Annotated in this window: 12 protein-coding genes; 7 read left to right on the plus strand and 5 right to left on the minus strand. The window is 71.9% G+C overall.

Annotated elements, in window-relative coordinates:
• On the plus strand, positions 1-688 hold a 688-nt coding region (locus G3I65_RS42015; protein ID WP_160701027.1), incomplete at its 5' end, for a sensor histidine kinase.
• A 328-nt stretch (positions 689-1,016) separates the two neighbouring features.
• Positions 1,017-1,646, plus strand: coding sequence for a response regulator transcription factor (locus G3I65_RS42020; protein ID WP_160701028.1), 630 nt, complete (start codon positions 1,017-1,019; stop codon positions 1,644-1,646).
• On the opposite strand, the gene G3I65_RS42025 is transcribed toward G3I65_RS42020, so the two are convergent.
• The gene (locus tag G3I65_RS42025) at positions 1,633-2,874 is read right to left on the minus strand and encodes a prolyl oligopeptidase family serine peptidase (protein ID WP_160701029.1); all 1,242 of its coding nucleotides are present in this window, start codon (positions 2,872-2,874) and stop codon (positions 1,633-1,635) included. The genes G3I65_RS42020 and G3I65_RS42025 overlap by 14 nt on opposite strands.
• 91 nt (positions 2,875-2,965) lie before the next feature.
• Positions 2,966-4,234 carry a S9 family peptidase gene (locus G3I65_RS42030; protein ID WP_160701030.1) on the minus strand — a complete coding sequence of 423 codons (1,269 nt, stop codon included), beginning with the start codon at positions 4,232-4,234 and terminating at the stop codon, positions 2,966-2,968.
• 57 nt (positions 4,235-4,291) lie between these two features.
• On the opposite strand from G3I65_RS42030, the gene G3I65_RS42035 reads away from it, so the two are divergent.
• The 3 genes from G3I65_RS42035 (at position 4,292) to G3I65_RS42045 (ending at position 6,693) form a co-directional block, all read left to right on the plus strand.
• Positions 4,292-4,831 carry a helix-turn-helix domain-containing protein gene (locus tag G3I65_RS42035; RefSeq protein WP_160701031.1) on the plus strand — a complete coding sequence of 180 codons (540 nt, stop codon included), beginning with the start codon at positions 4,292-4,294 and terminating at the stop codon, positions 4,829-4,831.
• Between the two features lie 41 nt (positions 4,832-4,872).
• On the plus strand, positions 4,873-6,072 hold the full coding sequence (locus G3I65_RS42040; RefSeq protein WP_160701032.1) for an FAD-dependent monooxygenase: 1,200 nt from the start codon (positions 4,873-4,875) through the stop codon (positions 6,070-6,072).
• A gap of 93 nt (positions 6,073-6,165) precedes the next feature.
• Positions 6,166-6,693, plus strand: coding sequence for a hypothetical protein (locus tag G3I65_RS42045; protein WP_160701033.1), 528 nt, complete (start codon positions 6,166-6,168; stop codon positions 6,691-6,693).
• Positions 6,694-6,738: 45 nt separating this feature from the next.
• On the opposite strand, the gene G3I65_RS42050 is transcribed toward G3I65_RS42045, so the two are convergent.
• The gene (locus G3I65_RS42050; protein WP_160701034.1) at positions 6,739-7,776 is read right to left on the minus strand and encodes a ketoacyl-ACP synthase III family protein; all 1,038 of its coding nucleotides are present in this window, start codon (positions 7,774-7,776) and stop codon (positions 6,739-6,741) included.
• Entirely contained in the window at positions 7,763-8,059 is a 297-nt protein-coding gene (locus tag G3I65_RS42055) for a hypothetical protein (RefSeq protein WP_160701035.1), read from the minus strand. The genes G3I65_RS42050 and G3I65_RS42055 overlap by 14 nt, the downstream gene beginning before the upstream one ends.
• Before the next feature lie 561 nt (positions 8,060-8,620).
• Here G3I65_RS42055 and G3I65_RS42060 point away from each other — a divergent pair.
• Entirely contained in the window at positions 8,621-9,616 is a 996-nt protein-coding gene (locus G3I65_RS42060) for a hypothetical protein (protein WP_160701036.1), read from the plus strand.
• Positions 9,617-9,644: 28 nt separating this feature from the next.
• Here the strand turns inward: G3I65_RS42060 and G3I65_RS42065 are convergent, their stop codons facing one another.
• The gene (locus G3I65_RS42065; RefSeq protein ID WP_160701037.1) at positions 9,645-10,658 is read right to left on the minus strand and encodes an ABC transporter substrate-binding protein; all 1,014 of its coding nucleotides are present in this window, start codon (positions 10,656-10,658) and stop codon (positions 9,645-9,647) included.
• 812 nt (positions 10,659-11,470) lie between these two features.
• Here G3I65_RS42065 and G3I65_RS42070 point away from each other — a divergent pair.
• Positions 11,471-12,406, plus strand: a 936-nt coding sequence (locus tag G3I65_RS42070) for an AAA family ATPase (protein WP_160701038.1), incomplete at its 3' end; no start/stop codon positions are given.

A 12,406-nucleotide genomic window follows, 5' to 3' on the forward strand; every position in this document is an offset into this window, starting at 1 on the left:
CCTGATCGAGGAGCTCACCGCAGCCCGCGCCGACCTGGCCGAGGCCCAGCACACCGCCGGGGTGCTGGCCGAACGGGAACGCCTGGCCCACGAGATCCACGACACGCTCGCGCAGGGGCTGTCCAGCATCCTGCTGCTGCTGCGCGCCGCCGGGCGGTCCCTGCCCGAGGGGAACGCGGCCCGGTACGTGGAGCAGGCCCGTCAGGCGGCCGCGGACAACCTCGCCGAAGCACGCCGCTTCGTCGCCGCGCTCACCCCGCCGTCGCTCGACGGCACCACGCTCGCCGGCGCGCTGGAACAGCTGTGCGCCACCACCAGCACCCGGCACCCGCTCACCGTGCGCTTCCACCTCACCGGCGACCCGGCGCCACTGCCGACCGCCCACGAGGTCGCGCTGCTGCGCATCGCCCAGGCGGCGCTCGCCAACACCGTCCGGCACGCGGGCGCGACCTCTGCCGACCTCACGTTGAGCTACCGGGGCGACGAGATCGCCCTCGACGTGGTGGACGACGGCGCAGGCTTCGACCCCGCGGGGCTGGCGGCGCCCGACCCCGGAGAGGGTGGGTTCGGGCTGGCCGCCATGCGCGCCCGCACCCGCGCGCTGGGCGGGAGTTTGACGGTGGAGTCGGCGCCGGGTCGCGGTGTGGCGCTGTCGGCTCGGCTGCCCCGGCCGGAGGAATGCCCGTGAACGAGATCTGCGTCCTGCCGGTCGAAGACCGTACCGGGGCCGCGCTGTCGGCTCACCTTCCCCGGCCGGAGGTTCGCTCGTGAACGAGGCCCGCTGTGCTGTTGGCCGACGACCGTACCGGGCGCCAGGTCGCGGCACGGCGCTGTCGGCTCGGCTGCCACAGCCGGAGGTTCGCTCGTGATCGAAGCCCGCTGTGCTGTTGGCCGACGACCAGACCGGGCGCCGGGGCGCGGTACAGCGCTGTTGGTTCATCTGCCCCGGCCGGAGGTTCGCTCGTGATCGAGATCCGCTTGCTGTCGGCTCACCTTCCCCAGCCCGAGGAACGCCCGTGAACGAGATCCGCCTCCTGCTGGCCGACGACCACCCCGTGGTGCGGGCGGGACTGCGCGCCGTGCTGGAGACCGAACCCGGGCTCCTGGTCGTCGCCGAGGCCGCGACCGCCGAAGCCGCCGTGGCGCGGGCCGCCGACGGAGACGTCGACGTCGTCCTGATGGACCTGCGCTTCGGCACCGGGATGACCGGGGCCGAAGCCACCGCGGCGATCACCGCGCGGCCCGGGGCGCCGCGCGTGCTGATCGTCACCACCTACGACACCGACGCCGACATCCTGCCCGCCATCCAGGCCGGTGCCACCGGGTACCTGCTCAAGGACGCCCTGCCCGAAGACCTGGCCGCGGCGGTGCGCACCGCCGCGGCCGGGCGCACCACCCTGGCGCCCGCGGTCGCCGACCGGCTCCTGGACCGGATGCGCCGGCCCGACGTCGCGGTGACCCGGCGGGAGATCGAGGTGCTTGCCCTGGTGGCCGACGGGCTGTCGAACCGGGCCATCGCCGAGCGCCTGCACCTCACCGAAGGCACGGTGAAGTCCCACCTCGCGCGCTGCTACACCAAGCTCGGCGTCGACTCCCGCACCGCGGCGGTGGCGGCCGCGACGGACCTCGGCCTCATCCGGCGCTGACCTGCCGCGCCATCCACTGCCACAGGTGCGTCCCGTGGGTGCTCGGGTCGTTGCGGGCGGCGTAGATCCACGACCAGTGGCCGGGGAACTGGTGGCCGTTCCACACGACGTGGTCGTAGAGCGTCAGTTCGGCGCGGGGGATGAGCTCGTGCGCGTGGACGGAGTTGGCCTGCGGGTCGACCGTGTCGTCGTCGCGGGAGGCGATCAGCCAGGTGGGGGTGCGGATCGCGGCCAGCTCGGGGTCGGGGACCAGCGGCGGGTCACCCGCTTTCCGGCCGGCGACGACGCCGCAGATCGGCACCGACGAAGCGAACGCGGTGGGGTGGACGGTCGTCATCTTCAGGGTCATGTAGCCGCCGTTGCTGCAGCCGGTGACGTGCACGCGGGCGGGGTCGACCGGGTGCCTGCGGACGACGTCCCCGACGATCTCGTGGATGAGCGGGGCGAAGCGGGGGCCGTCGTCCATCCAGGCGGCGGTGCATTGCGGGGCAACGACGTAAGCGCTTTCGAAGATCGCCTGCGCTTCCCGCGTGGCGAAGCCGAGGGCGCCGCGGTTGGCGCGCAGCGTGGTCTCGTTGTCGTAGTAGCCGTCGGGCAGGGAAGCGCCTTCTCCGCCGCCGTGCAGCCAGACGATCAACGGCCGCCGCCCACGCCGCTCCGGCGGGGTGAACAGCCGGTACTTCATCCCGGACCGCGAAACGTGGTGGGTGAAGACGTCGACTTCGGGGTTGACCAGGGCGCCCTGGGTGAACCCGGCCAGGGTGAGCGGGCGGCCGTGCCACCGGAGGGGCGCGTTCTGGGTGATGGTGTAGACCAGGTCGAGACGAACGTTGCGGGCTTTGCCGCTGATGTAGCCGAGGGTGCCGCCGCCGGTCTCGCCTTCGCCGTAACTCAGTTCCAGCACGATGTTCCCGCGGTCGAGCCGCGCCGCCGTCACCGGGCGGTCGAGCTCGTAGCCGACGTCCTGGCCGCCGGTGTCGATCGGGCTGGTGGCCTTGACGTGCACGCTGAAGGTGGCGGTGGTGAGGCTCGCCGGCTCGATCGGGCCGAGCCGGGCGGTGTTCAAGGTGAGCGAGGTGACCTGCTCGCCGCCGTCGAGTGTTTCGGCGCCGAGGGTGAACCCGACGCGCCCGCCCGGGGCGGCTTGGGCGACGCCGGGCAACGCGAGCCCGGCGGTGATCCCGGTGCCGGTGATCAGGACGGTACGGCGGCTGAACGCTTTGACCATGCGAACTCCTCTGTCCGATGTAAGCGCTTCCATGGTCACGGAGAAACCGGGCGGCCGCCAGCACCCGGATGCCGCCCACGGCTGATCTCGGTCAGTTCCCGCGTCCCGGGGAACCCAGCCAGCCGGCGATGTCGGCGACCACTGCGGGGTCGACGTGCTGCGGCGACTCGTACGCCGCGGGCGTCGAGGGACCCTTGCCGCGGAAGAACATGTGGTCGTCGGCGTCGTAGACCCGGATCGTCACGTCGGGCCGATCGGCCAATCCCGCCTGCCAGCGCGCGAGGTCGCCGTCCGCGGTCACCTGGTAGTCGCGGGCGCCCTGGAGGATGAGGATCGGCCGGTCCAGTGCGGCCGCGGTGGCGACCGGGTCGTAGCCGCGCAGGTCCAGCCAGTACGACGCCGGCCAGCCGAAGAGCAGGTCCGACGCCGGGATCGCCGGGGACAGCTCGGGGTTCTCGACGAGCGCGGCCTGCCGGGTCGTCGCCTCGACGGCCGACGTCGTCGCGGGGCCGGGACCGAGTTCCGCCAGGTACCGCACGACCCGGACGGCCGATCGGCTCAACGGCACGGTGTCGCCGGCGAGGCTCACCACGCCGGCGATCGACGCGTCGGCGGCCGCGACCCGTGGGGCCGCCTTGCCGCCGCCGCTGTGACCGGCGACGAACACCCGCTCGGCGTCGACGGTCCGCTCCTGCTGGAGCAGGCGGACGGCGGCGAGCGCGTGCGGCAGGTACTCCTCGGCCATCGTGAACCCGGGCTCGGCGCCGACGTGGGGGTGGGTGTGGGTCACCTTGTCGAACCGGGCCACCGCGACCCCGCGGCTCGCCAGGCCCCACGCCAGGTCCTTGAACGGCTTGTTCGGGCCGGCTGTCAGGTCGCGGTCGTGCGGCCCGGAGGCGAGCAGCACCAGCCCGGGCCACGGGCCGCGGCCGGCCGGAACCGTCAACGTGCCGGGCACCGCGAGCGGGCCTTCGCCGATCGTGACTTCCCGTTCGGTGAAGCGGTCCGCGGTGGCGTAGCTGGGCGGCTCCCACGCGGTGCTCTCCGGCGGGGCGAGCCGCAGGCCGTGCAGGAGCCCGGCGTCGTCGACCGACATGACCACGGTCAGCCCGCCGCGTTCACACGTCACCGGGACTCGCACCCGGACCAGCCCCGCGCCGGCCGGCTCGCTCACCGGCCCGCCGACCGCGGAGACCGGCCCGATCCGGGCGATCTCGCCCTCCCAGCCGACGCGCAGCGTCTCGGCGGACGCCACCGCCCGCAGCCTCGGCGCGAACAGCTCCGCCACGTCGGCGAAGCGCCGCTGTGCCGCCCATCCGACCACCGCCGCGGCGACTGCCGCGGGCCCCCGTCCCGTCATCGTCCCCCACCTTTCTCGTCTTTTGCGAACGGTATCACCATGTGAGATCGTTGGGTAGTGGACACCTTGGAACTGCTGGCGCACCCGGTACGGCTGCGGATCGTGCACGCCATGCGCGGCGGGCGGACGCACACCACCGCCCAGCTCTGCGCGTTGCTGCCGGACGTCTCGAAAGCCATGGTCTACCGGCACGTCGACCTGCTCGCCTCGGGCGGGATCCTGCGCGTGGCCGAGGAACGGCGCGTGCGCGGCGCGGTCGAGCGCCACTACGAGCTGCGGCCGGAACGCGCCTCGATCGATCCCGCCACGGCCGCGGGACTGTCCCCCGAGGACCACCGGCGCGGGTTCGCGGTGGCCGTCGCGGCGCTCGTCGCCGAGTTCAACGCCTACCTGGACCGCGAAAACGCCGATCCGGCGACCGATCCCGTCGGCTACCGGCAGCACGCGGTCTGGCTGACCCGGGACGAACTGATCGCCATGAACGACGAGCTGCGCGCCGCGATCCTGCCGCGGCTGGCGAACCCGCCCGCCCCCGGCCGCACCCGGTACCTGCTCAGCCCGATCCTCTTTCCCAGCGAACAACCCGCTGCGGACTGAGGTGCCGCTGTACGATCCCGGAACCGATCGGAGGGGGAACCGTGGGCGGTACGAGAGTTCTCATCGCGGGTGCGAGCATCGCCGGGCCCGCGCTGGCGCACTGGCTGCGCCGGCGGGGCGCCGAAGTCACCGTCGTGGAGCGGGCGCCCGGGTTGCGGCCCGGTGGGCAGGCGGTCGACGTGCGCGGCGTGACCAGGGACGTCATCCGGCTGATGGGGCTGGACGACGCGGTGCGCGCGGCCCGCACCGAAACCGCCGGCGCGTACACCGTGGACGCGAACGGGACCGTGCTGGAGACCTTCAGCGCGGAAGACGACGGCGGCGACGGCTACATCTCCGAGATCGAGATCCTGCGCGGTGACCTGTCCCGGGTGCTCTACGACGACACGCGCGACGGCGTCGAGTACCGCTTCGGCGACCGGATCGCCGAGCTCGTCCAGGACGCGGACGGCGTGGACGTGACCTTCGCGGGTGGCGGCCGGCAGCGCTTCGACCTGGTGGTCGGGGCCGACGGGCTGCACTCGTCGGTGCGGGCGATGGTGTTCGGCCCGCGCGAGCGGTTCGTCCGCCACCTCGGGCACGTGCTCGCGTTCTACAGCGTGCCCAACGAGTTCGGGCTGGACCGCTGGGTGTTCGACTACCAGGAGGCCGGCCGCTCCGCCATGCTGCGGCCGATCGGGGACGCCGGCCGCGCGATGGCGATGTTCTCCTTCACCGCGGCCGACTTCGACGTCGACCACCGCGATGTCGAAGCCCAGAAAGCCCTGCTGCGCGAGCGGATGGGCGACTTCGGCTGGCTGACCCCGCGCATCCTCGCGCACCTCGACGACACCCCGGACTTCTACCTCGACCAGGTCGCCCAGGTGGTGCTGGACCGCTGGGCCGACGGGCGGGTCGGGCTGCTCGGCGACGCGGCGTTCAGCTCGTCGCCGCTGTCCGGCCAGGGCACCGGGCTGGCGCTGATCGGCGCCTACCTGCTGGCCGGCGAGCTGGCCGCGGCCGGCTGGGACCCCGCCACCGGGTTCGCCCGCTATGAGGAACGGATGCGCCCGTTCGTGGCGGCCAACCAGGAGATCGGCCGGCTGAACGCGACGATGCGCAGCGGCTCCGGCCCGGACGTCGAGCTCGACAGCGATTGGCTCACCGACCTGGTCCAGCGCGCGCTCAACGGCATCGAGCTGCCCGACTACGCGGGGGTGCCGGACGCCGGCCCGTCGATCCCTTCGCCGGCCACGCCGTAGGCCGCCCCGGGTCGCCCGAAGAGGTTATTTCCCACGCTGCGCCGTTTCGCCGCGCTTAGGGTTGGTCCCAAGATCAACCAGGGGAGCCCAGCAATGCGTTTGCGTTCCGTCGCCGCAGTGGTCCTGCTGTCCTGCGCGTCCGCCGTCGTGCCCGCGGTCACCGGGGTGGGCGCGCAGGCCCTCGCGCTGTACCCGTGCCCCGAGGTGCGGGATCCGCCCGACTACACGTTCTCCAGCCCGACGCGCTCGTGGCTCGCGACGAACCTTCGCAGCGACTACCTCCGCGGGCCGGGCACGATCACCTACAACAAGACGGCGACGTCGACGGTGAACGCGTCGATCACGGGCACGACCAGCGCGGAAGCGGGCGTGATCTTCGCCAAGGCCAGTGTTTCGCTCGCGGTGAGCGTGGGCGCGAGCTATTCGAAGTCCGACTCCTGGTCGTACGCGGCGACCGTGCCCGCCGGGAAGGTCTTGCGGTTGCAGCAGTACAAGGAGGCCCGCACGTTCACCGTGCGGAAGTACCACATCGTGCCGCCCTGCACGACGAAGTACCTCTGGACGAAGAAGGTTTCGGCGCCGGTGAAGAACGCGAGCTTCCTCTGGCAGCTCGTCAGCTGAGCCGGCACCGCCCGCCCGGCGAGACGGTCTCGCCGGGCAGGGCGGTCAAAGCGCGGCCGGGCCGAGCTGCAGGACCACGGCCGTCCACGTCATGCCGACGCCGATGCCCAGCAGCAGCACGTGGTCGCCCGGGCCGGCTTCGCCCGTGCGGAGCAGGTGGTCGAGCGCCACGATCTGGTCGCTGGCGCCCAGATGACCGACCCGCAGGCCCAGCTCGGTCATCGTGCGGTCCTCGGGAATGCCGAGCGGGCGCAGGATCTGCGTGTGCACCAGGCGGCGGCCGTAGTGCGGGGCGCAGACCTTGGCGATGTCCGGCAGGTCGAGGCCCACGTCGGCCAGCGCGGTCTTCACCACCGTGGTGACCCCGTCGGCGTTGCGGCTGTCGACGTGCGCCGGACCGCCGTGGCGACCGAGCCACTGGCGCTTGCGGGCGCGGATGTCGAGCGACTGGTGCGCGGTGATGCTGGCCGTGCGGAACGGTTCGTTGCCGCGCTGCAGGCCTTCCAAGGACGGATCGGTGTAGGACGCGATCGCGCGGATCCGTGCCAGGCCCGGCCGCCGGGACAGCACGACCGCGCTGCCGGCGTCGCCGTAGACGATGCCGGTGTCGGTGGTCCAGTGCGGGAAGCCGGGCGCGCCGAACCGGTCGCCCGCGGTGATGAGCGCGGCGTCGTGGTCCGGCCGGCCGCGCAGCACGCTTGCGGCGACGTCCAGTCCGGCCACCAGGCTGTTGCTCATCGCGCCGAGCTCGAGCGTGAGGCCGGGGCCGGCGCCGACGCCGAGCTGGTCGCGCACGTAGGACGCGGCGTGCCAGAAGTCGATGCCGGAGTGGTAGATCCCGGCGTGCAGGCACAACGTCGGCCACACCGGCTCGCCGCCCGTGGTTTCCGCCTGGCGCAGGGCTTCGCGCCCCGCGCGCACCGCGAGTTCGGGACCGGGCAGCCCGGCGACGGCGGTGGAGAGCTGGCCGGTCCGGCCGGCGTCGGCGGCGGTGAACTCGCCGGCCGCCAGCGAGGCGGCGACCGGGCTCAGCGCCCCGACGTCGGTGCCGATCCCGTTGAGGTGCAGGTCATCCACGCGCATCGGCGTACACCTCCGGCAGCACGGCTTCGATCTCCGACAGGGTGTCGTCGAGGTGGAGCGGCGGAGCGGACACGCACCCGGCGGCGGCGAGCTCGGCGGCGACGGCTCCGGCGCTGCCCCCGGCGAACCGGTGGAAACCCGCGAAGCAGGCCGGACCGGTGCCCGGAACGGCGATGGCCAGGTGCGCCCAGCCGGTTTCACGGTCCCACCGCACGATCAGCCGGGTCGGCCCGGCGACGGTGTGGGTCTCGCGAAGCACCTGTGTCAACGTCGTGGCGGTCAAGCAACTTCCTTTCGGCACGGCGAACCAGCGCACACCACGATGGGCACGCGCCGGCGGAGGATGGACGGGGACGCGTCATCGGGCCCCGGTGAACGTCGGGAAATCTAGCGCGGTGATCTTGGGCGGTGAGGTGTACCCCGATACACAGAGTGAGCGTGGGGACTGCTACGGGAGCGGATTTTCCGAAAGTTGCTTGGTTTTCTTGTGGGGTGATCATGAGGATCCTTCGGGTGTTGGTCACTCTTGGTAGTGATTGGGCGGAGGGGGAGCATCGCGGCAGCAACGTCCTCGGGCAGCGCGACGCATCCGGATGCGCCGGCCGGCAAGATGGCGGCGGCTCGCTCGGTGGCGACTTTGCCGACACCGCGGGCCACCCAGCGCGACTTCGCCGGAGCCCTGCGGCCCCGGCGGCCTCCACGCCTGAGCGTGTCCCAGCGGCGTCCCGTCACCCCCGCATTCCCGCCGTCCCGAATCTCGGCGCGCCAACGCCCCGAGCCGGGCGAAAACCGGCGGATCGCGCCACACGGCCGGTCACGCCCGGCCGTGTGGAAGCATGGGCGGGTGCTCGAGGAGATCGACTGGGGATCGCTCACCCACGCTTACGGCCCCGCCACGGACACTCCCGGGCACCTGGCCGCACTGACGTCGGCGGATGTCGACGCGCAGAACGCCGCGCTCGACCACCTGGACGCCGCCGTGCTGCACCAAGGGTTCCCCGAGTCGGCCACCGCGCCCGCGACCCGCGTCGTCGTCCGGCTGCTCGCCCAGGGAAGCGTTTCCCCGAGGATCCGCGCCGCACTCGTCGAGTTCGTCGGCTGGGTCGCCGAAGCGACCGCGCGCTCAGCCGGGTCCGCGCACTTCGCCGACCACGTCGTGCCGCTGCGGCAGGCGATCACGGACGCTTATCCCGTGGTGGCGGGCTTCCTCGACGACGCTGATCCGGCTCTGCGGAAGCAAGCTGTTCAAGCGGCCGTGTTGTGCGCGCGGACACCCGAGCTGGCCGATCGGCGGGCCGCTCTCGCCGACCGCCTCCGCCGCTGGGCAGCCGATCCCGCCGAGGATCGCGCCCAGTGGGTGCGGCGGCTCGGCGAGCTAGGCGTCGACACCGGGCCGTACCTCGCGGACCCCGATCACGACGTCCGCGTCTGCGCGGCTTTGGCCCCGTGCGTCGCGGACCATGCCACAGCCACGAGGACCGTCATCGCCGCACTGTCCGACTACGGCGCCGCCGATCCCCGGCACTACACGCTGAGCGAACTCGTCGCCGCCGCCCTCGCCCGAGCCGAGGACTTCGAACTCCTCGCCGGACCGGCCCGGACGATCATCCGGCACGCGGACTGGACCGGGTTCGACACCACCTGGGGCCCTTTACTCCTGGCTGCCTTCAACACCCCGTACGACGACCGGGCCGAGCTGTCGGCGACGCAGCGGGACATCCTCGCGGCGGCGGTCGCCAACGACCGGCTGTGGGACCGCCGCAGCGGCGACTCGCTCCTGGTCTTCCGCCGGGCCGGGCTTCCCTTCGACCGGGCCGCCTGCGCGCGGATCGCCGGCTGATTCCGTTGCCGCGCCGGACAGAACCGGGTCATCTCCCGGCTTGCGGACCGATCATCGAGTTCACGTCGATCGGGGACGGGATGGCGCCGAGCTGCAGGAGCAGGTCCGGCACCCGCTGCAGCCGCCGCGCGTCGAGGACCGAGCCGTAGCCCGGCAACGTGAGCAGCTTGGCCGTGTCCTCGTCGATCTTGGCGAACCGCACCAGCAGCGGCTCGACCTTGGCCCGGTCGATCAGGGTCTCGTGGGTGGCCTTCTGCAGCGCGCGCTGGAAAGCGGCCAGCGACTTCGGGTTCTCCCGCACCCACTTCCGCGTCGCGCCGTAGCCGGTCAGCGGGAAGTCCTGGGTCGCGCCAGTGTTGATGTCGATCACCGGGGTTGCGCCGACCGTCTGCGCCGCCTGCGTGATGTAGGGCTCCGGCAGGTACGCGGCGTCGGCCTGGCCCTGCTGCAGGGCGGCGGCGATGTTCGGCAGCGCGACCAGCACCCACTTGACCTTGCCGAAATCGACGTTGTGGTCCTGCATCACCGAGCGGGTGAGCAGATCGGACGCGGTGTTCTTGGCCGTGATGGCGATCTTCTTGCCCGCCAGGTCGAAGATGGTCTTCACCGGCGAATTCGGAACCGTGACGATCGCGTTGGACTTCGGGTTGACCGAGGTCGCGTCGGCGACCAGCTGCATGTCGGCGGAGCCGGAGCTGCGCGCGATGAAGAACGGCGGGTAGGTGGAGAACGCGATGTCCGCCTCGCCGGAGATCGCTTTCGTCAGCGACGCCTGACCGCTGTTGGCGATCACCGACTCGACGGTGAGGCCTTCGGCCTGGAAGTACCCGCCTTCCTGGGCGAGCCAGAACGGCCCGAGGTCCGTGGTGGGCAGGATGGAGACCTTCAGCGTGTGCTTTTCCAGGTCGCGGCCGCTCGACGACGAGTTCGAGACTTCCGCGCCGAGCGCGCCGCAGCCGGACGCGGCCATGGCGGCTGCCAGTGCCAGTGCGACCCGGCGAGTGCGAACCCGGTTGGTGCTGCTCCTCGCTATTCCGAACAAGACCTGCTCCTCGACGGGAGATCACGGTTGAGGGACCGAGTCCAAGGCGTGTGTGTGAATCATTCCCCGGAGTCAGGCAGGCCACTGTAGGCACCCCGTCACCACTTGACAACGCGTGCGTACATCGAAAACCGGAATTCACCACAATGGCCGCACGAATACTAGATCGACGATCTTGTTTTCGATCGCCCGGCGTCGTCTCGGGCTACGAATAGCTCCGGTGGAAACGTGGCGGGCCCGCCGATTCCGGAGAAGTGAGCGCCGGGATCGGCGATTCACCCGGTCCGGTTCCGGTGTTGACCGTCCCGGAGATGGTTACTGACAGTGATGGTATGGGGATGTGGAAAACGTGGCCCGAAGGGGTGGGTCAAAGCGGAAAACAACGGATCGACGGTGTGCTGCGGCGGGCGAATCCGGCCGGTTCGCGCGGGGAAAACCGAACGCCCGGAGGGGTCCTGGCGCCGATCTTGGGGACCGCGCGTGACTGTCGAAACAGTCGAACGCCGCGTACGGCACAGGTGGAACGGACGCCGGAAAGTCGCGGAACCGGGGCGGGTGAGTCACGGGCGCGGCTTGTTTCGTTGGCGATAACACCGTTTCCCGGCTTTTCGTCCGGAACGGCGAACGGGCCGTCCTGTGGCGTGGTGAGCCGCATTCTTCCGCGCAGCGGAATCACGCTCGGATCACGAAGCGGGATTATTATCGAAATGGATGTTTGCCCGGAAGGGAAGCCTTGGTTAACGGCGGTCGATCCCGGGTTTCTCCCACCATACCTCTTGTTGGGCAACAAGTTTTACTCCTATTATCTCGGTGTGCGACCGCTCACCGACGGTACCGAGCTGCTGGTCGGTCGGGACAGTGAGCTGTCCTGGCTGGTCGCCTGGATCCGTGAGGTGGGCGCCGGCCGCGGGGTCGCCGTGCTGGTGGACGGCGAGCCCGGCATCGGCAAGTCCGCGCTCGTGCGGACGGCCTGCGCGGCCGCGACCGACGCGGGCTGCCAGGTGTACTGGGGAGCGGGCGACGAACTCGGGCAGGCACTGCCGTTGCTGCCGCTGCTGGACGCGTTGCGGATCACGCCGGCCGCCCGGGATCCCCGCCGCGTAGCCATTTCCAAGCTGCTGCGGGGTGGTGCCGTCGTCGGCAAAGGGGCCGACCTCGCCGCCCGGGCCGCCGAGCAGCTGATCGCGCTGGTGGACGAGCTGAGCCAGGACGGCCCGGCCGTGCTGGTCGTCGACGAGTTGCAGTGGGCCGATCGCACGACGGTGGCGGTGTGGAGCCGGCTGGCCCGTGCGGTCCGGCAGCTCCCGCTGCTCCTGATCGGTGTCCTGCGGCCGATCCCGCGCCGCGACGACCTGCGGTCGCTCTTCCGGATCGTCGGGCCCGGCGAACGGTTGCGGCTGGGCCGGCTGGCGGAACCCGCCGTGCTCGAACTGGTGGCGGAGCTGGCCGGCGGGAAGCCGGGTGCCGAGCTGGCGCGGCTGGCCGCCGGTGCGGCCGGGAACCCCTTGTACCTCACCGAACTCCTCGACGCGCTGACCCGGAGCTCGTGCCTGCAGGTCGATCCCGCGGGCATCGCGGAGCTGACCGGCGCGGCGACGCCGGACTCGCTGCCGGAGGCGATCGCGGACCGGCTGGGCTTCCTCCCCGAGCCCGCGCGGGGCGTGCTGCGCGCGGCGGCGCTGCTCGGGGTCGGCTTCTCGGTGGCGGACCTCGTGACCGTGACGAACACCCCGGTCGCCGACCTGCTG

Origin of the sequence: Amycolatopsis sp. SID8362, from assembly GCF_010550475.1 — a bacterium.
Taxonomy (GTDB): Bacteria; Actinomycetota; Actinomycetes; order Mycobacteriales; family Pseudonocardiaceae; genus Amycolatopsis; species Amycolatopsis eburnea.

Excerpts from the sequence above, each read along its gene's own strand:
- G3I65_RS42025 (WP_160701029.1), bottom strand. The coding sequence starts at position 2,874 with ATGGTCAAAGCGTTCAGCCGCCGTACCGTCCTGATCACCGGCACCGGG.
- G3I65_RS42030 (WP_160701030.1), bottom strand. The coding sequence starts at position 4,234 with ATGACGGGACGGGGGCCCGCGGCAGTCGCCGCGGCGGTGGTCGGATGG.
- G3I65_RS42045 (WP_160701033.1), top strand. The coding sequence starts at position 6,166 with ATGCGTTTGCGTTCCGTCGCCGCAGTGGTCCTGCTGTCCTGCGCGTCC.
- G3I65_RS42050 (WP_160701034.1), bottom strand. The coding sequence starts at position 7,776 with ATGCGCGTGGATGACCTGCACCTCAACGGGATCGGCACCGACGTCGGG.